This window comes from Xenorhabdus budapestensis (assembly GCF_017743015.1).
GTDB classification, from domain to species: domain Bacteria; phylum Pseudomonadota; class Gammaproteobacteria; order Enterobacterales; family Enterobacteriaceae; genus Xenorhabdus; species Xenorhabdus budapestensis.
The window spans coordinates 609,861-631,549 of the sequence record NZ_CP072455.1 but is presented as its reverse complement, the minus strand read 5'-3'; the positions used below and the strand labels follow the sequence as shown (position 1 = coordinate 631,549).

Below are 21,689 nucleotides of genomic sequence, written 5' to 3'. Positions count from 1 at the left end.
AAAACGAGGGTGACCATAGATTTTTATGCTCTCGTTAATTCTCTGTCAAGGAACATTTTCCCGAACAGGCTCAAATGGAGTTAGCTGGTGAGAAAATGTAACATCTATATTTTGTGCCACCGTGAACTATTCGGCACACTGGATATGTTTGGCTATGAGTTTTCACTGTGTTATGCCCGGTTTAAACAAACAATTTAGGGCTAATGTAAGCGCTGATATGGATATCCTATACCGTCAGTTTACCAGTAAGGTGCTGCCCGTACAGGCTAAAGCTGATAGACGATTTTCATTGCAACAACATGATATTCCTTGTCTTCGGTATCCAGCATTTTGTCATTAATGACGGAAAAGGGGCAGGTTCCTTGTTGTTTTTCATTGATTGTTAACTCTTATGTCGTAGTGAATAATTGATTGGCATTTTTTTGAAGAGATTTATATTAAATGAAGATATTAAAAGGAAAGGTTGCTGATCATACATATTTATTAATTAAAAATATTAATCTAATTGTTTTTTTATAATATAGAGGGAATTTGATAGGCAATGTCGGTTCTTTTTTTGCCGGTGGCAAAAAAGAATTGTTTGCTGACTTATCCGGATTTTTTCCGCACGCTTGCCGTCTGTGTTCAGAGACGGGAAGGTGGGAATGAGAAAGCGCTGTACATTATTATTCTGTCTGGGATGGGTGACTGCATTAGCGAGTCATACCAAAACGGTGGTTTATACCGACAGTCAGCATCCTCCCGTCAATTTTTCCCAGGATACCTCTGTCGTCTGGCTGGATGCGGCTGAGCAACAGCCGCAGAAAATCTTCGCTCAGCTTTCTGCCGACCCGCAACAGGCTTTTATGCAGGCACAAGCTATTCTGCAATCCTCCCAATGGCATCAACAGGAACAGCACATAATCAATGCTTACCGTGCCGTTGTTCAGGCATGGCAATTAGGCGTACGTAAATACCCTGCGGTAGTATTTGATGACCGGGATGTCGTGTATGGTACGGCGGATGTGGCAAAGGCGAGTGCCCTCAGGGAGCAGAGTCAACCATGAAGACACCACGCCTTGCTTTTCCTGTGCTCATCACCCTGATAACCGCGTTTACTCCCTTTGCGCAGGCCGCCCTCAACACTGCCCAGATTGTGGTCAGCAGCCTCTCGCCATCCTGTATTCAGTGGCGGGTCAGCGGCCTTTGTTACTGGCTATTTTGTTCCTGGCATGGCTGCACGGTAAAAACCTCGGTTAAAGTCACCCATTATCTCCCTGAAGCGGTGGTGTCCACCTATCACTCCCCCGGCGGCAATCCGTGGTCAGAAATGGCGCAGGTCAGCCGATTATCCGGCGAACTGGAAAATGCCGTCACCGGTGCGTTATCTCATCTGACTGCCGGCGGCGGTCACCACAATAATCAGATTTCAGGCCAGCGCCGTACCCGTTTGCGTTTCAAATATGCCGATGCCATTGGGCATCCCGCCACCCGTCTGATAGGCGGGCAAATTCCCGGTTATTCCTGCCGCAGTGCGGCCACCCCGTTGGTGTCTTATTTTTTGAGTACGCTGGATACCGTTGCATGGCGCACCGGGTTGCCGGAATCGTTTTACCCTGAAGCGCTTATTCCCGGTCAGCGGGAGCTGGGCAGCCAAATGGCCGCCAATTTGTGGGGCCATATTTACCCGCGCTCAGGCTTTGTCAATCAGACCGATGATGATAAGGCGTCTGCTGTGGTGGCGCAGCGGGTGGCGGATATTATCACCCGTGCAGGGCAACCGCATGTTTATCAGGCATTAAAAGGTCAACGCTCTGACGGTTATTGGCCACCGGAGCCGGTGACAGAAAATACCGGCACCAAAAACCATCAATGGCAGCGATTATCACCCCGGTTAAGTCAGTCCTGCGCGGTGTTTCCTGACGGGGAACACACTGCTGCTATTGACGGCAATCAGGCGTATGCCCTGTGGCAACCCTATAGCTGTTGTCAGCGCCGGGGACAGCGCTTTCTGGGCAGTACCGAGATTTAAAAAGGACATCTTAAAAAGGACATCTTATGCTGAAAAGAAAAGTTTTATGGCTGATGGCCTGCTTACTGGCCGGTGGGGTATTGCAAACGGGGCGGGCTGAAAACGGAACCTCGGTTTTGAAGGTCTCCCTGCCCCAGGTCAGTCACGGTGCTTTGGGCTATGGTGCCGATGTCTCCGGTGCTGTCTCCGATACGCTGTTTTATACCCTCGGTGGCGGCTCGGTGATTTCACAACCGGCCACCCGCCGTTCCCTGACCAGACTGGGCGGACTGGAACTCGGCTGGAGTTCCGATTTGATGTGTGGCAATTTTGATTTAAAAACCACGGTCGGCAATCAGTTAAACGGTATTACAGCCGGATTTAAGAACCTGATGAGTGAAGTGATCCAGGGAGCCACCGGCGCGGTGGCGAGTTTACCTGCCATGGTCATTCAGCGTGCCAATCCGGGTCTCTATGACATGCTGACCAACGGGGTCTTGCAGGCCAATGTAGCGTTCGACAAGGCACAATTTACCTGCCAGAGCATGGCCAGACGGATGATGGATTTTGCGCAAAACAGTAAATGGACACAATCTGCTGCCCTACAGGAATATAAGACGTGGGTGAACAGTGGGGATGCGGATGCGGTGAGAGTGAATAATGCCGGCAGCAAATCGACAGGCACCAGCGGGCATCAATGGATTGGCGGGAAGAAGCAGGGGGGCAAGGGGCAAAATGCCATCCGGCCCACCCGTGATTTAGCCAGCGCGGGGTTTAATATGATGAATCACCTGCCGGTGCTTAGCCAGTCGTCAGTCAGTACCAAACAGTGTGATGGCGGTGCCTGTCGCCAATTCCAGAATGCCACCGAAGCGGCGGAGGCGGTGGTGAAAGTGCTGGGTGACCGTGCCATTCGCACCTGTGCCAATGCCGCAGAATGCACCAGCGAGGGGGAATCTCAGCAACCGGGCGCGACGGTGGCCGGCACCGGCTTTGCGCCGATGCTGGAAGAGAACACCAGAGCCAATATTGAACAGCTGGTGAAACTGGTCAATGGCACGGAAAAACCGACTGCCGCCAATCTGGCCAAACTGAAAACCGGCAGTCTGGCCGTGACCCAGGGTGTCATTCAGGCGTTGCAGCGAGACCCGGACAGCGCCGCGTTGACCGCGCGTCTGGCGGGTGAACTGGCGATGGCCGAGATCGCAGAGACAGCCTTGCTGATGCGGCGAATGTTAATCACCGGTATGTCAGAGCCGAATGCGGCTGCCCAGCCGGAAGCTCTGGCAGAAGGGGAACGGCGGATTGATGCGCTGGACAGGGAAATTAATGCGCTAAAAAATGAAATGTTGCTGAAACGGGAACTGTCCCGTAACGCCATCCTGACCATTATTGAACGGGAAAACCGCCGGATTGAAGCCCATCCCCAAAAGCAAGTGCCGGACAGTACCGATGCCCGTTTTTATCAGCTGGAAATGCCCCACAGTGAACGGCGGTAAGGTGGAGCATGACAGAAATCCCAAAAGCCTATTTTATTCAGTTGGTGAGAAAAAGCATCAGGGCAAGCCTCATTATCACTCTGGTCATCATTATCACACTAGTGACGGGCTGGTTGGGGTTGACTCATTCCGAAAAAGCGTCCGCCCTGCATCACTGGATGGAAAAAACAGGGCCTCTCTGGCGAGTCTGGCGATACGGCCTGTATCTGGGGCTGGCCTGGGGTAGCTGGAAAATCTGGCAAAAGACAACACACCAGCCGGAATACCGCGCAACATTGATACGGATGATGGTGGTCAGCCTGCTGTTTATTGTGCTGGGTGAATATGCTCTGTCAGGCTCTGTTGAGGTAACGCAATGACCACCAACAGCTATCTGGAATACTTTCTGACCCTGCTCGGCTGGGTGGTCAATAACGGGTTATGGCAAATGCTGATCGCCACCGGGCTGTTCACCACCCCTTTGGTGATAAAGGTGATTGCGGTCTGGCTGAAAGTGCGGGAGTGTGGCGAAGAGGACGGTAATGGCGGATTACAGTCGCTCGCCCGGATCGAAAATACCTTGTACGGTGCCTTTTTCGTGATGGTGGTGTGCTGTGTGCCGCTGGTGAGTGTCAGCCTGACGACCCTCCAGTATGACCCCTCCCGTGCCAAAAGTTGTGGCACCTGGACACCGAAAGCGCCGGATAAAAGTGGTTATGCGCCGGTGATCTCCAGCCTGAATAATCAGACAGCTGCGATGCCCCTCTGGTGGGCCGTGGTACACCGGCTGTCAAAGGGACTGACACAGGCAGCGGTAGCCACCATTCCCTGCCGGCCGGATTTAAGGCAGCTGCGTTTTGAAGTACAGCATACCCGTATCCGTCATCCGGCACTGGCGGCGGAATTGCAGGATTTCACCCATGACTGTTACGCACTGGCGCTTTATCAGTGGAAGCAACGGGATCAGGGACAAACCACCGAACCGGCCACACTGCATGATATTGACTGGCTGGGCAGTCGCACCTTTTTATCCGGCGATTACCACACCCTGCAATCCCGAACGCCCAGAGCGCATTTTCTGTGGAATGAAAACCGGGACAGTGGCCGGCCCAATACCGGGCAGGGCGGTTATCCCACCTGTCAGGCCTGGTGGTCAACCCCTAAAACCGGACTGGAGACCAGGGTATTGGCCCAGGCCGATCCGGGATTATGGCTGCGTTTGTCGGCAGCCCTCAAAATGCTGGGCAAAGAAACCCGTGAATATAAAGAGGCGGTGATCCGTCGCCTGGTCAGTCCGGTGAATCTGACCGTATCTCAGGCAGGCTATGTGTATGCGGGCTATGGGGGCAACGCGGATTTTACGGTCTGGGACGGTTCCAACCGGGTCGGTGCGGCGGCGGGGACGGTATTAGGGGGATTGATCAGTGCCCCGATGTTTGATGCGGTACGTCAGGCTTTACCCATGATGCAGGCGGTGATCCTGATGGCGTTGTATATTCTGATCCCCTTGATCCTGCTGTTTGCCGCCTATGAATTTAAGACGGTACTCACCCTGACGTTCGCCCTGTTTGCGTTGAATTTCCTGACCTTCTGGTGGGAAACCGCCCGCTGGCTGGACAGTTATTTACTGGACGCCTTGTATGGCTCAGACACCCACAGCCTGTTGAATCTGGCCGGTATTCAGAATACCTCGGAGGATTTAATTATGGGACTGGTGATGGGCACGTTGTTTATTGTGCTGCCGATGGTCTGGCTGGGCGCATTGGCCTGGGCCGGGGTGCGAATGGGTGATGTGGCCGGTATGATGAGTCAGGGGGTGGGGCAGGTCAGGCAATCTGCGGGGATGTTCGGGCAGATGGTGATGCAGAAGATGTTGTCGAAGGGAAAGTAGTGAGACCCGTTTTTTGTCATATAAGGGGGGATCGTTGTCCCGTCAGAATACTCTGAAAAACATGCCATTTGTTATTTTTCCTTATCATATTCGCCATGCTTTTGTTTTTCAGGCAGGCAAAATGCAGACGAATATACTTAATACTACACGCAATATGTTTGGTGAATGTTAATCCATTGCCGTTTTGTTGCATAATGACAGTTGGATAGTCTAAATATTCATCTTTTTGATCATCATGCGATCATGTTGGTTGAAATTAAAACACTTTCAACCATAATACCCTCTCGCGCAGTTCTCTCAAAATCATTCAATAATCATTAAGTATCCGACGGGTTCAATGATGGCAACGGTAACTCGCAGCAGCATGTTCGCAGGGTTGGCCGGATGGGCTGTATGCGTTGTTCAGCCTGTGCAGGCAGATGACCAACCTTTTATTCATCAAAAGCAGCAGCAGCAAGCGTTAGAGCAACGCCTGGAGGCGAAGGCACCGACGGTGCGGCTTTCGGATGAAACGGTATCCACGTCTGCATTGACGTTTCCCACAGAATCGCCCTGTTTTGTGATTCATAACGTCACCTTATCCGGCCGGGAAGACCTGCCGCACTGGGTGCCGTTACAACGTCTGGCAAATCAGGCCAACGGACACTGCCTGGGTGCACAGGGGATTGGCCTCCTGATGAGCACTATGCAGAACCGGCTGATTTCCCACGGCTGGGTGACCACCCGCATTCTGGCACCGGAGCAGGATCTGAGTCAGGGGGAACTGAAACTCAATGTTGTCACCGGCAAAATCCGGCAGGTACGCTATACCGATGAGTCGGATAAATACGCGACGCTGTATACCGCGATGCCGGCCCATAATGGCCATGTGCTGGATTTGCGGGATATCGAGCAAGGCCTTGAAAACCTTCAGCGCATCCCCAATGTTCAGGCGTCGATGGAACTGGTGCCGGGTGAACAGCCGGGCGAGAGCGATATCGTGATTAAACGCCGGCAGTCGCGTTTCTGGCATGTGGGAGCCTGGGTCGATAACAGCGGGACCAAAACCACCGGACGCACGCAGGGCGGGCTGATGCTGGCGCTGGATAACCCGATGTCACTGAGTGACCTGTTTTATCTCTCCCTGAGCCGTGATTTGGCTTTTTCCCGCCGCAAGGATTCCACCAGCTATACCGCGCATTATTCGGTGCCGTTCGGTTACTGGCAATTTGCGGTCACCGGCAGCAAATACAACTATATGCAGACCGTACCGGAACTTAACGGGGATGCCCGATATCGCGGAAAAAGCCGCAGTCTGAACACGCAATTAAGCCGTGTCCTGCACCGTAATGCCCGTTCAAAAACCACATTCACTTATGGCGTGAATGTGCGCGAAACCCGCAATTTCATGCAACAGACCGAAATTGGTAATCAGAAACGCCGCACCAGCCGCTGGAGCCTGGGGCTGGATCACCGCCATTATATCGGCGCAGCGATATTGGATGCGGGTATCCGTTATCAAAAAGGCACCCGCTGGTTTGGGGCACTGCCGGCGTCTGAAGAGCGCAATGATAAATCTTCCTTAAACTACGCCACGGCAAAATCAGAAATTATCCAGTTATCGGTGGCAATTAATACGCCCTTTAAGCTGGGCAGCCAGTCCTTTCAGCACCGGATGGAATACCAGAAGCAATGGAGTCACACCCTGCTGACACCGCAGGATCAATTCAGTATAGGCAGTCGCTGGACGGTGCGGGGTTTTGATGGTGAACGCACGCTGAGTGCCGATGAGGGCTGGGCATGGCGTAATACCCTCTCCTGGCAGACCCCGGTGCCGGATCAACAGCTTTATCTGGGGGCGGATTACGGCCGGGTGGGCGGACACAGGTCGGAAATCCTTATCGGCCGCACGCTGGCGGGCGGCGTGATGGGGCTGAAAGGTCATATCCGCCCGGTGAATATGGCCTATGACGTGTCGGTCGGTACGCCTTTCTCCAAACCGGATGGCTTTAAAACCGACCCTGCCCACGTCAATTTCAGCCTGAACTGGCAGTACTGAGGGGGCAGACATGTTCATCGGTGATTATGACGTACGTGCTCCCCTGCTTCTGGGCGGGCATGAAAATGACCCAGAAATGCTGGGTGCCGCAACCTGGCTGTGGATGCACTCCCCCCTGCACCAGGATGCACCGTTAAGTTCGCTTGCCACCCTGCTCCTGCCTTTTATTAAGGCCCAACAGTATGTGCTGATCAGTCAGCAGGGCCAGCCGGTGTTTTACCTGAGCTGGTCACGGTTTGATGAAGAAACCGAACACCATTACCTGACAACGGATGACGGGGATAATCGCCGCCTGGCATCGAACCGGGGGGATCGGCTCTGGATTGTGGACTGGGTAGCGCCGTTTGGTCATAGCCGTGTGATGGCTGATTTAATCAAACATGACATTTTTCCTTATCAGTGTGTCCGGGCGCTTTATCACAAAGGCGCAGCGCGCGGGGCGCAGGTGCGCCGTTTTCGAGGGGCCGGTGTCAGCCGTGAACAGGCCGCTGCATGGTGGGATAACCATCCCCTGACCGTAGACTTACCTGAAAGAGGGGCTGCGCGATGAATAAACATTGCTACCGCGTGATTTTTAATAAAACCCGTCAGATGCTGATGGTGGTGTCTGAGTTAGTCCGCAGCCACACGGCCGGACAGGCACGAAACAGAATATCGGTGCCTTCATTATCGTCAGCCCGGGTGGCCTTAACCCCTTTGGTGTTCGGGGTCTCACTGGCACTGGGACTGGTCAGCCTGAGTGCACAGGCGGGCATTGTGGCGGACAACAATGCGCCCGGTACGCAGCAGCCCTCGGTCATTGCCACGGCCAACGGTATACCCCAAATCAATATCCAGACACCGAATGGGGATGGGGTTTCCCGTAATCAGTACAGCCAGTTTGATGTGGCGCAACGGGGGGCCATCCTCAATAACAGCAGCATCAATACCCAAACCGAACTGGGCGGCCTTATCACCGCGAACCCGTGGTTAGCCCGGGGTGAAGCGAAGATCATCCTCAATGAAGTGAACAGCCGCCATCCCAGCCAACTGAACGGCTTTATTGAAGTCGCCGGACAACGGGCGGACGTGATTATTGCTAACCCGGCAGGTATCACCTGTCAGGGGTGTGGTTTTATCAATGCCAGCCAGACCACGCTGGCGGCGGGGAAAACCCTGCTGGAAGGCGGGCGCCTGAAAGGGTTTGAAGTGGATGAGGCGCATCAGGGACTCATCAGCGTGGAAGGTAAAGGGCTGAATGATACCGGCAGTGATTATACCCGTCTGATTGGCCGTGCCGTCAATATTAATGCCAGACTCCACGCCAGCCATTTAACCGTGACAACCGGACGCAACCGGGTGGATGCCCAGGGCAATGTGACTGAAATGCTGTCAGAGAGCCGGAAGAATAAACCGGCATTCAGCCTGGATGTGGCGGCCGTGGGCGGGATGTATGCCAATAAAATCAAGCTGGTCGGCACAGAGCAGGGCGTCGGGGTACGCAATGCCGGGCAGTTAGGGGCGCAGGCAGGCAATTTAACGCTGGATAGCCAGGGCAAACTGACGAACAGCGGTGTCATTACGGCGTCTGCTGATGTGACCATCAATAATCAGGGGGCGCTGGCGAATCAGGGAAATATCACGGCGGGTGTCGATAAAGAAGGCAACCGGACTCAATCCGGCAATCTGACCATTCAGAGCCGTGGTCTCCTCAGCAATAAAGGCACGATAGCGGCATCGGATAACCTGACTGTCGACAATCAGGGCGATGTAACGAACCCGGGGCGGCTGTCGGCAGGCAGTCGTAAACCGGGCAGCCTGAAACTCAACAGTGGCGGTCATCTTGCCAACAGCGGGACGATAGACGCCTCTGCTGAGGTGAAGGTTAAGAATCAAGGGCATTTCATCAATCAGGGCGATATCACGGCGGGTCAGGATATGGCTGTCAACACCCGCGATCACCTGGATAATCAGGGACGGATGTTGGCCGGCCGTCACCTTGATATCCACAGTGCGTCGTTGACAAGCCATAAACAGGTTCGGCTGCCTGCTGATCGCCAGCCACACCCTGTTCTGGCCGCCGGCGCTGATAAAGACGGCAAATTAACTCAGCCGGGTAACCTGACGCTGGATATCAGGGGAAAACTGGATAATCAGGGGATTGTGACCGCGTCAGACAATATCGACATTCAGAATAAAGCGGCGCTCACTAACGCCGGGGATATCAGCGCCGGGAAAGCGATGACGATAAAAACCCCGGGCGCGCTGACCAACCAGGGCAAAATGTTAGCCGGTCATCATCTCGATATCCAGAGTGCATCTTTAGAGAGCAGTCAAAACGGGTTACTGTCTGCGGGAATGAATAAAACCCAGCCGGGCAAACTGACTCTCAACAGCCGGGGTCAGCTGGTTAATCAGGGGATGATGACCGCCACGGAAGATATTGTTATCGAAGAGCCGGCGACGCTGGATAATCAGGGCGAGATAAACGCTGACCGTGATATCAGGATCACCACGTCCGGAAAGCTGACCAATCAGGGTAAGGTGTTGGCCGGCCATCATCTCTCTATCCAGAGTGCGGCGTTAGAAAGCGGCCGGCAGGGGGTGCTGGCGGCGGGGATGGATAAAACGCAGCCGGGCAACCTGAAAATCCAGAGTCAGAGTAAACTGGATAACCACGGTATTATCATTGCTTCCAATACTATCCATATTGAGAATGAAGGGGCTTTCAGTCACTCAGGGGATATGACCGCCGGTGGTGATATGACGATAAAAGCCCGTGAGCATCTCGATAATGCCGGAAAAATGCGGGCAGGCCGTCATCTTAATATCCACAGTGCTGCGTTAGTCAGTCGTCAGAACGGGCTGCTGGCGGCGGGTACAGATGATCGTGGCAACCTGACCCGGCCGGGCAATCTCATCATCGACAGTCGAAGTCAACTGGTCAATCAGGGGGTGATGACGGCATCGGATGATATCGACATCCAGAATCAGACCGGGTTGAAAAATCAGGGAGAGGTCAGCGCGGGTCGTGATATCAGGCTCAACACCCCGGGCAAGCTGACCAATCAGGGCAGGGTGCTGGCGGGTCATATCCTTGATATCCACAGTGCTGATTTAGAAAACCAGCAAGCGGGTAAGCTGGCCGCGGGAAGGGATAACACCCAGCCGGGCAACCTGAAGATCCGGAGTCAGGGCAAACTGGACAACCAGGGCATTATCACCGCTTCCGAGTCTGTTCATATTGAGAATGAAGGGGCTTTCACTCATTCAGGGGATATCACTTCCGGTGGCGATATCACGTTAAAAGCCCGTGATGCTCTCGATAATGCCGGGAAAATGCGGGCAGGCCGCCACCTGGATATCCACAGTGCCGTATTAGTCAGTCATCAGAACGGGATGCTGGCGGCCGGTACGGATGAGCAGGGCAACCTGAGCCGGCCGGGTAATCTCATCATCAACAGTCGCGGCAGGCTGGTCAATCAGGGAGTAATGACCGCGTCGGATGATATCACCCTCGATAATCAGGCCGCGCTGGAGAACCAGGGGGAGGTCAGCGCGGGTCGTGATATCAGGCTCAACACCCCGGGCAAGCTGACCAATCAGGGCAGGGTATTGGCCGGTCATATCCTTGATATCCACAGTGCAGATTTAGACAACCAGACAGCGGGTATGCTGGCCGCGGGAAGGGATAAAACCCAGCCAGGCAATCTGAAGATCCGGAGTCAGGGCAAACTGGACAACCAGGGCATTATTACCGCTTCCGAGTCTATCCATATTGAGAATGAAGGCGCTTTTACTCACTCAGGGGATATCACCGCCGGTGGCGATATCACGATAAGCGCCCATGATGCTCTCGATAATGCCGGAAAAATGCGGGCAGGCCGCCACCTGGATATCCACAGTGCCGCATTAGTCAGCCATCAGAACGGGATGCTGGCGGCCGGTACGGATGATCGCGGCAACCTGACCCGGCCGGGCAATCTTATCATCGACAGTCGCGGTCAACTGGTCAATCAGGGCGTGATGACGGCATCGGATGATATCGTTATCGACAATCAGGCCGGGTTGAAAAATCAGGGAGAGGTCAGCGCGGGTCGTGATATCAAGCTCAACACCCCGGGCAAGCTGACCAATCAGGGCAAGGTGCTGGCCGGTCATATCCTTGATATCCAGAGTGCAGATTTAGACAACCAGACAACGGGTATGCTGGCCGCGGGGAGAGATAAAAAGCCGCCGGGTACTTTGAAGATCCAGAGTCAGGGCAAACTGGACAACCAGGGCATTATTACCGCTTCCGAGTCTATCCATATTGAGAATGAAGGCGCTTTTACTCACTCAGGCGATATCACTTCGGGTGGCGATATCACGCTAAAAGCCCGTGATGCTCTCGATAATGCCGGAAAAGTACTGGCAGGCCGTCACCTGAATATCCACAGTGCCGCATTAGTCAGCCATCAGAACGGGATGCTGGCGGCCGGTACGGATGATCAGGGCAACCTGACCCGGCCGGGCAATCTTATCATCGACAGTCGCGGTCAACTGGTCAATCAGGGTGTGATGACGGCGTCGGATGATATCACCCTCGATAATCAGGCCGCGCTGGAGAACCAAGGGGAGATAAGCGCTGACCATGATATCAGGATCAACACCCCGGGCAAGCTGACCAATCAGGGCAGGGTGCTGGCCGGCCACCACCTTGATATCCACAGTGCGGCATTAGAAAACCAGAAAAAAGGTGAACTGGCGGCAGGGACTGACCCTCATGGCAAACCGACTCAGCCGGGCAATCTGACCCTCGACAGTCGCGGTCAATTGACCAATCAGGGGGTAATGGCGGCATCGGATGATATCGTTATCGACAATCAGGCGGCACTGGAAAATGCGGGGGAGATGAGTAGTGGCCGCGATATTCGGCTTAAAACGCCCGGACACTTGGTTAACCCGGGCAAAATGTTGGCAGGCCGTCACCTGAATATCCACAGTGCTTCCTTATCCAATCAGGAAAAAGGGGTGCTGGCCGCGGGTGTAGATAATAAAGAAGGCCGTTTATCCCAACCGGGAGACCTGACGCTCCATAGCCCGGGTGAGCTGACCAACCGCGGCGTGATAAGGGCATTCGGTGATGTGACCCTGCCTGATCAGGGCAACCTGATGAATGAGGGAGACATCACCGCCGGGCAGGACATGACAATCACCACCCGCGGACACCTCGACAACCCGGGGCGCATACTGGCCGGGCGCCACCTTGAAAGCCAAAGCACATCATTGTATAGCCATCAGGGCAGTACTCTGGCAGCCGGTATGGATAACGCGCTCAGGCTGACCCAACACGGTAACCTGACCCTAAAAACCACAGAGGAAGCCCGGCTTCACGGGCAGAATCTGGCCCATGACCGGTTATCGGTGAACGCAAAAGATCTCTCACTGGCGGGCAGTCAAACGGAGGCCGGCGATCTGACACTGACGTCTGACACGCAGTTACATTTACAGGATGCCCACGTCAGCGCCCGTCAACACCTCACGTTATCGGCACCCGAACGGATTGATAACACGCGTGGCCGGTTACGGGCTGAAACGCTGACCCTCCGCAGCCAGAAGCTGAACAATCATCAGGGTAAAATCACCCAGACCGGGCCACCATCGCTTATCCTGGAGCACCCGGCCGGGATTGACAATACGGCCGGGATCATTGAATCCCGCGGGCGGGATTTGACGTTGAAGGCGCAGACCATTGCAAATGATAACGGCAGGCTGATCCATGCCGGAACCGGCGTGATGGCCCTTGACACGGCCCACTTTCAGGGTAAAGCAGGCCGCCTGATTTCTGACGGTGAACTGAAACTGGATGGAGGGGATTACCATCTGGTGAACAGCGAAACGTCGGCACAACATATCACGGCCCATGTTCAATCACTGGATCACCGTTTAGGGAAGATGACCCAACAGGGCACCGGTATAATGGCGCTGGATGTTCAGCATGAACTGGATAACGGCAGCGGAACGATTTCTGCCAACGGCACGGTGAAGGTTAATGCAGCGGCGCTGAATAACCACACCCTGACGGAAGAACAGCAGAATAATCATCAAGAGAACCCGCAAAAACAGCGGCTGGATAACGGCGAACTGAATCATCAGTCGGGCCAAATCATTGCGGCCGAAGACGGCCAGCTTCAGGTGACGGTAAAAAACCGGCTGAATAACCAGCAAGGCCAGTTAGTCGCCTCAGCCGGCATGACCGTGGTGGTTGACGAGATGGATAACCGACAGGGGCAGATAACGGCGTCGAACGGGGATATCACCCTGACCACCGGGCAGCTAACTAATACTGAAGGGAAAATTGCCGGTCAGCACAACCTGCAACTGACCGCTCAGGCGATTAATAACGAAAGCGGCCAAATCCGGGCGGGCACGGCAGATATCGATACGCACCAGCAGCAACTGAATAATACCGCGGGTCTTATCGCCGCAGAACGGCAGATGACGTTGCGGACCGGTGAATTGCTGAACCGCTACGGGTCGATACGCAGCGGCCAAAACCTGACCATCGACACCCACGGTCAGCAACTGGATAACCGGGACAGTGGTCAGAACGGCGGGGTGTTCAGCCAGGGGGCTTTGCGCCTGACTGTCGCGGACCTGAATAACCAGTCCGGCCATATTGAAAGCCATGACCCACTGAATGTGAGCGGAAACACGGTCCTTAACCGGCACGGTCAGCTCCTGGGCGGGAAAGACACCCAACTGCGTGTGGATGTGCTGAATAATGATCAGGGTTTGCTACAAAGTGGCGGCAAACTGACACTTAACGCAAAATCCTTAATTAACCGCAACAGTGGTGATCATAACGGGATCACCAGCAAACAGGCTATGGTGCTGAATACCGGGGCGCTGAATAACGAAAGGGGGGTAGTGGCCTCATTAGGCAGCCTGGATATCACGGCGGACAACATCATTAACCGGCAGGGATTATTGGCAGCGCAGACCCGGTTTGCCCTGACAGGCCAAAGGCTGGATAATCAGTCCGGGCGGATCACCGCCCGTCAGGATTTATCTGTCGATACGCAGGGGCAGACACTCGATAACACCGATGGCGTGATTGACAGTCAGGCTGAGCTTGAGGTGAAGAGCGGGGATCTGAAAAACCCGCGCGGCACCTTGCATGGCAAATCGGCCACATTCACCGCCAAACAATTGGATAACCGTCAACAGGGTAAGATCCTGAGCGAGGCCGGGCTGCGTATTGATGCTGATGCGCTGCTGAATACCCAGGGACAAATACTGGCGCTGGCCGATTTGACCGCGCGCGTCACTCACCACATGGATAATCAAGCCGGTTTAATCCGCAGTGGCGGTGATGCCGAACTGAGTGCGCAGGAAATCCACAATCAGGACACGCAACAGCAGGATAACGGGATTGAGGGTAAAAATGTCATTATCACGGCGGACAAACTGCACAATGCCAAAGGGCAACTATTCGCCACCGAAAATGCCACGCTAAAACTCGCTTCGGCGCTCGATAACACGCAGGGACAGTTACAGGCCAACCGGCAACTGACCGTACAGGGCCGTCAACTGGCGGTCACCAATACAGACGGTGAGATCAAAGCCGGGAAAGTATTGACGGTGGATGCCGACGCGGCCACCGGTGACGGAAAACTGCGCTCACTGGGCGATATCCAACTGATACTGCTGAAAGATTTTATTCATACCGGTGAAATCATTGCCAATGGGCGTTTACGGCTGAGCAGTCAGGGCAATGTCATCAATAACGGCCTGATCAGTGCCGGCACCTTGGCGGGGGCGGCGGATAACCTGACCAACGAGGCCACCGGGAAAATCCTGGCGGATCACCATCAATGGACCGTCAAAAATACCCTCGTCAACACCGGGTTGTTGGATGGTACCCAAACCTATCTGCGTGCCGCTGAACTGACCAACCAGGGGACGGGGCGGATTTATGGTGATCATATCGCCATTGAAGCGGGGATGCTGAATAACCGGGTGGATGCCGGGACAAAGGCAAAACGGGAGCAGTGGTTCGCGACAAAAGCGGGCAATGACAACGACATCATGGCCAAAGGTCAATCGGCGGTGATTGCGGCCCGCCAACGCCTTGATCTGGGTGTGGGAACATTAAATAACCAGGCCCACAGCCTGATTTACAGTGACGGTGATTTTGCCTTTGGCGGCAAGCTGGATGACCGGTATCAGGCCAGCGGAAAAGGCCAGGTCATCAATAACCACAGCGCCTATATTGAAGCCATGGGGGAGATGCGGCTGGCGGCCGAGACTATCAATAACGTCAATGACCATTTTGAGACCGAACTTGAGCGCATTTCGCAGACGCCCATGGAGGAATATCAGGTCTGGGGGCAACGTTATAATGCGAAAAACCATAGAGTCATTATCCGTCATGATGAAGTCTCTCACGCCTGTGTGGATAACAGGGGATGCCGGGATAACTTTCAGATTTACCGGTACACCCGCACGACAGAAGAAACCCGGGTGAAAGAAACCGACCCGGCGAAAATACTGGCCGGGAAAAACCTGATCATCGATACCACGACGCTGACAAACGATAAGAGCCAGGTGGTGGCAGGGGGATTGCTGACGGTCACGGGCGGGGATATCCATAACCGGGATGTGCCGGGTGAGCGTTATATCACCGATAAAGGCCGGGTGGAGAATTTTTGGCGCATCAGGAAAAAAGGGCGTGACCGGCAAGGCCGGGGGTCATCGCGCTATGAACCCCCTGCGCAAATCCAGGCCATCACCCTGACCCCCGGGACAGTCCGGTCATCACAGGGCACGGTCACTCTGGCTGGCCAGCGGCCGGCTGATTATCAGGGCACCGCGGCACAGATGACACCAGTCCGTGGCGGGCAGATTAACGCCGGCCTGACGGAAGCGGCAACCCCGCTGCGTGAAGTCGCCTTAAGGCCGGGACAGCGGCTGGAAGTGATCATCCCGCCTGCGGCGGTGACGGGTCAAAGGCCGACCATCACCGGTGGCACAGCAGAGACGCCGGTTATCGCAGGGGAAAAACTGACTGAACCGGGTAAAACCTTCACGGTGGGTGAGAAGCTGATCAGCGTCGGTGAAAAAAACACCGGACGGGATGAGAAAATCACGAATGTGGGCGAGAAATCCATTGGCGTGGCGGAAAAAATCACGAATGTGGGCGAGAAACCCATTGGCGTGGCGGAAAAAATCACGAATGTGGGCGAGAAACCCATTGATGTGGCGGAAAGGATCACGAATGTGGGCGAAAAACCCATCATCATCCGCACGGAAGTGCCGAATTATCAGTTACCGGACAACAGCTTGTTTAAACTGAATCTGCCGCCCGACAATACGCCACCCACACCGGCGGTGGCGGTGATCGACAACCTGCCGCTGGTTGAAACCGATCCGCAATTTACCCGGCTGAAAAAATGGCTGGGGACGGACTATATGCAACAGCAGCTGCGCTGGGATCACAATAACATGCACAAGCGGTTAGGGGATGGTTTCTATGAACAGCGCCTGATCCGTGAGCAGGTGATTAACCTGACCGGCAAACGTTATCTGCCGGGACACCAGAATGACGAGGAACAATTTAAGGCGCTGATGAATGCCGGCGTGCGTGCCCGGCACGCCTTTAATCTGGCGCCGGGGATTGCCCTGAATGCGGAACAGATGGCCCGTCTCACCGAAGACATGGTCTGGCTGGTCAATGCGACGGTCACCTTACCGGACGGCCGTCAGCAAACCGTGCGGGTTCCCCAGGTGTATGTGCGCACGCAGGCCGGTTCACTGGATGGCACTGGCGCCCTGCTCAGTGGCCGCCAGGTCAATGTGCAACTGCATGGCGACCTGCTTAATCAGGGACGGATTATCGGTCAGGATATTAACATCCTGGCGGAGAATATCCGCAATCAGGGCGGGTTTGTGCAGGGCAGCCAGGTTGATTTGCAGGCCCGGACCGATATGGTCCAGCGGGGCGGGACGACAGGCGCCAGTCAGTCACTGACGATAGGGGCAGGGCATAATATTGATATCGCCAGTACCACCCGCAGCGGTGAAAATCAGGCCGGCAATAACCGGTTCAGTGCCACTGACGTGGATAACGTTGCGCGGGTGTATGTGCAGGGCGCGGATGGCAAACTGCACCTGCGGGCAGGCAAGGATATTGATACGTCGGCCGCACAACTGATGTCACAGGGTCAACACAGTGAGATTCAGTTAGACGCGGGGCGGGATATTCAGTTCGGGACAGCCAAAACCGCGCAGCGTGAACACCTTGAATGGCGCCGGGATAACTATCTGGCCCACACAGAATCAGGGGAAACGGGAACGGACATTCACAGTGCCGGGCAGGTCAGCCTGCGCGCCGGACGTGATGTTAACCTTCGCGCAACCGGTATCACGGCCGGTAAAACACTGCAAGTGGATGCGGGGCGGGATGTGGCGGTCGTGGCGGGTGAACAGCAGCAAACCCATGACGAATACCTGAAGGTGAAAGGCAGCAACAGCTGGGTTTCCTCGACCACCACCACCACCCGGGAGCAATATGACCGCACCCAGGCAGTCAGCAGCACCCTGAGCGGCGATACGGTGAACATTCAGTCCGGTCAGGATACCACCGTGCAGGGCAGCAATGTGGTGGGCACCCGGGATGTGGCTGTTCATGCCGGCCAGAATCTGAACATCACCACGGCCGAAGAGACCAATCACCGGTTCACCCGGAAAGAAGAGAAAAAATCCGGCCTGATGGGCACGGGAGGCGTGGGCTTTACGATAGGCAGCTCGACACTCAAACAGTCCAGCGACAGCGATGCTATACTGCAAAAAGGCAGCACCGTGGGCAGCAGTGACGGCCATGTCACTTTGCATGCCGGCGAACAGGCCACCGTGCAGGGCAGCGATATCATCGCCGGTAAAGATATTGATATTGCAGCCAAAGATGTGGCTGTCACGGCCGCGAAAAACAGCCATACGGAACTGAGCCAAGCCGAGCAGAAGCAGTCAGGCCTGACACTGGCATTGTCCGGGGCGGTCGGCAGTGCGGTTAACACGACGGTGCAGACGGCGAATGAAGCCAAAGACACGAAAGACAGCCGCCTGCAGGTGCTGAAAGGCACGCAGGCCACGCTGTCCGGGGTGCAGGGCTATCAGGCGTGGCAGCTCAGTCAGGCCGACGCCGCGAAAGCCGAGGCGATTAATCAGGCGGGCGGGGAGGCGCAAAAACCGACCGACACTATTGGTATCCAGCTTTCTTACGGCAGCCAGTCGGCGAAATCACAAACCCGCACGGAACAGACGCAATCACAGGGCAGCAGCCTGAGTGCCGGGCAGGATATTCGCATTAAAGCCACCGGAGACAGCACGACGCAGGACAGCGGCGATATTCAGGTGCAGGGCAGTGCCTTAAAAGCCGGCCGCGATATGACGCTGGACGCCAAACGCGATATCGTGCTGGAATCGGCTGAAAACACCCAGACCACCCGGGGCGAAAACAGCAGTAAAGGTGGCAGTGTCGGCGTGGGATTGACCGTCGGACAGGGCGGTTACGGCATTAAATTCTCGGCCGGCGTCAACAAGGGCAAAGGCCATGAAACCGGCGACGGGGTCACTCATACCGAAACGGTGGTTGATGCGGGTCATCAGGTCAGCCTGAAATCGGGTCAGGATACGACGCTGAAAGGCGCACAGGTCAGCGGGGAGAAAGTAACGGCCGATGTGGGCCGTAACCTGCATCTGCAAAGTGAACAGGACAAGGATAACTACGACAGCAAGCAGCAGAATGCCAGTGCGGGTGCCAGCTTCACCTATGGCTCAATGAGCGGTTCAGCCAGTGTGAATGCCAGCCGTGACAAGATGCACAGCACGTTTGATTCGGTGAACGAGCAGACAGGGATTTTTGCCGGCAAGGGTGGCTTTGATGTCAAAGTGGGGGAACATACCCGGCTTGACGGCGCGGTGATTGCAAGTCACGCAGAGAAAGACAAAAACCGGCTGGACACCGGCACACTGGGTTTTAGTGATATCCAGAACAAGGCAGAGTACAAAACGGAGCACCAGAGTGTAGGTATCAGTACCGGCGGCGCGGTGGGCAGCCAGCTGGTTTCCAATATGTCATCGAATATGCTGGCCGGCACCCATAAGCATGACAGCCAGTCGTCGACCACCCATGCGGCGGTCAGTGACGGCACGATGGTGGTGCGGGATGCCGATAAGCAGACACAGGATGTGGCTGACTTAAGCCGGGATACTGATAACGCCGCCAATAGCCTGAGTCCGATTTTTGACAAGGAGAAAGAGCAACGGCGGCTGGCGCAGGCACAGGCTATCGCTGAAATCGGCACTCAGGTGATGGATATCTACAATACGCATGAAGCGATTAAGGCGACGAAGAAAGCCACGGAAGACCTGAAAGACCCGCAAACGCAGCAAAAACTGAAACAGGATGCGGAAAAACAACTGAGGGCAGAAGGCCAGCCCGTCGATGCGACATCGGTGGCTGACCGGGCATATCAGATAGCCTACGACAGTGCCATCAGAGAGCAGGGTGCGGATATCGGCAGCCGCCAGCGTCAGGCGGTGACGGCAGTCATCGGGGCGTTGCAGGGCCTGGCGGGCGGTGATATCCCATCGGCCATTGCCAGCGGGGCAGCGCCTTATCTGGCAAACGCGGTGAAAGCACTCACTTATGGCGATAAAACGTATGAGCAACTGACACCGGCAGAAAAAGCCACCAACCTGATGGCGCATGCGATTCTGGGCGGGGTGATTGCCGAAATGAAGGGCGGCTCGGCCACTGCCGGGGCAACGGGCGCGGTGAGCGGCGAACTGGCCGCGTCTGCTATTATGAGTGCACTGTACGGAGATAAAAACCCGAAAGATCTTTCACCGGCGGAGAAGGAAACGGTCAGCAACCTGTCGACCCTGGCAGGCGGGATTGCCGCAGGACTGGTCACCAACTCTACCGCAGGCGGAGTTGCCGGGGCACAGACAGCCCAAAATGCCGTTGATGCAAATAGACTAACAACCAGCGTCGAGAAAGAACGACTACAGACTTTGGCGGAAAAAGGTGTGGCACCGAAGGAGGTACTGGATGCTGCGGCCTGTGCAATAGTTAAATGTTCTGCCCAGTTTGTGGAAGGCACGGAAGAATGGATTAAATATAAGCAGCTGGAAGAGAAAGGTAATTCACCTGAATATGCTGCCTTGCGTGACCAGTTAGCGAAAGAAACACTGACGATTGATGTTCCACAACCGGACGGCACAATAGCTCATTATGCGTTTCCGATGTTCCAGTATGGAAAAGCCGATGCACTGGCAGACAATCTTGTGTATGCGGATGGTAAATACCAGTTAACAACCCGTGCAGGTGGTTTGTTACAAACCGCAGGCGGAGCGGTTGAGGTTATCGGTGGCACCGTGTCTTGTGGTACAGGTATTGGCTGTGCGGTTGGTGCAGTGATGGCGACACAGGGACTGGATAACATGAATGCGGGTTCTAACACTTTAGTGTCAGGTCAACCAGTGAAAACCATGGGGGCTAAGGGACTTGAAGCATTGGGTGTCCCATCGGAGTATTCGGAAATTACCTATGCAGCAATTGGATTGAGTGGCTCTGTAACCACGGTATTGACATCACCGAAAACTGGGAAAACGGTCACGGTTTTGGTGGATAAGGATAACCGAGTTACGAGATCTTTTTCTGATGGAGGGCATAATAGTCGTACAAAAGGAGTTGTTGGGGCACCTGAGCAACCTTTAGAAAATAGTACTGTGAACCCAATTGTTAGTACTGAAAAGGTTCCTCATAAATATATTGAGCAAGTAAGGACTAATTTATCAAGAAGTAAAATCGATGAAATTATTAATACGCCACATGGTCAAAGACCTGATCCTTCTACATACATGGCGAAGGCTGAAATTGAAACTCATTTAGCTAAGTTCAATGAAGGAGCGGTTAGGATAACGTCTAGAGCTGCCTATAAAAAATTTGACACAGTAGGACCTGATGGTGGGTTTGTTATGCCTAAATCAGCATTTGATAAAATATTATATGAGTCAAAAGGTGATCTTAGGATCATAGAAAATAAATTAGGTCTTGATAAAAGAACATTAAATGATTCTGATGTTATGATTATTCATGTTAAGCGTGAAAATATGCAAGGGCTAAGAATTCCTTCAGGAAATGAGGGGGGTGCAAACAACCAGTGGATACCAGGCGGGTATACATCTGGCGGAGTACCTGAAGCTGTGATGAATTTTTCACATAAGCCTCCTGTAACTGAAATAAAAATCAAGTAATTTTTA

Annotated in this window: 9 protein-coding genes; all 9 read left to right on the top strand. The window is 54.4% G+C overall.

Going from position 1 to position 21,689, the window contains the following annotated elements:
- Positions 1-644 precede the first annotated feature (644 nt).
- The 9 genes from HGO23_RS02680 to HGO23_RS02640 all read left to right on the top strand — a co-directional run bounded on the left by HGO23_RS02680 (position 645) and on the right by HGO23_RS02640 (position 21,683).
- Complete coding sequence (locus HGO23_RS02680; RefSeq protein WP_209027889.1) at positions 645-1,046, top strand: TIGR03757 family integrating conjugative element protein; 402 nt, start codon at positions 645-647, stop codon at positions 1,044-1,046.
- Complete coding sequence (locus HGO23_RS02675) at positions 1,043-2,011, top strand: TIGR03756 family integrating conjugative element protein (RefSeq protein ID WP_209027888.1); 969 nt, start codon at positions 1,043-1,045, stop codon at positions 2,009-2,011. The genes HGO23_RS02680 and HGO23_RS02675 overlap by 4 nt, the downstream gene beginning before the upstream one ends.
- A gap of 53 nt (positions 2,012-2,064) precedes the next feature.
- Positions 2,065-3,489, top strand: coding sequence for an integrating conjugative element protein (locus HGO23_RS02670; protein ID WP_244967937.1), 1,425 nt, complete (start codon positions 2,065-2,067; stop codon positions 3,487-3,489).
- An 8-nt stretch (positions 3,490-3,497) separates the two neighbouring features.
- Entirely contained in the window at positions 3,498-3,848 is a 351-nt protein-coding gene (locus HGO23_RS02665; RefSeq protein WP_209027886.1) for a hypothetical protein, read from the top strand.
- A complete protein-coding gene (locus HGO23_RS02660; RefSeq protein WP_209027885.1) occupies positions 3,845-5,359 on the top strand; it encodes a conjugal transfer protein TraG N-terminal domain-containing protein in 1,515 nt (504 codons plus the stop codon). Before HGO23_RS02665 ends, HGO23_RS02660 begins: the two co-directional genes overlap by 4 nt.
- 34 nt (positions 5,360-5,393) lie before the next feature.
- Positions 5,394-5,531, top strand: a complete 138-nt coding sequence (locus HGO23_RS02655; protein WP_209027884.1) for a hypothetical protein — start codon at positions 5,394-5,396, stop codon at positions 5,529-5,531.
- Positions 5,532-5,699: 168 nt separating this feature from the next.
- A complete protein-coding gene (locus HGO23_RS02650; protein WP_209027883.1) occupies positions 5,700-7,397 on the top strand; it encodes a ShlB/FhaC/HecB family hemolysin secretion/activation protein in 1,698 nt (565 codons plus the stop codon).
- A 10-nt stretch (positions 7,398-7,407) separates the two neighbouring features.
- Positions 7,408-7,947, top strand: a complete 540-nt coding sequence (locus HGO23_RS02645) for a toxin-activating lysine-acyltransferase (protein WP_209027882.1) — start codon at positions 7,408-7,410, stop codon at positions 7,945-7,947.
- Positions 7,944-21,683, top strand: coding sequence for a hemagglutinin repeat-containing protein (locus HGO23_RS02640; RefSeq protein ID WP_209027881.1), 13,740 nt, complete (start codon positions 7,944-7,946; stop codon positions 21,681-21,683). Before HGO23_RS02645 ends, HGO23_RS02640 begins: the two co-directional genes overlap by 4 nt.
- The last annotated feature ends 6 nt before the right edge of the window (positions 21,684-21,689 follow it).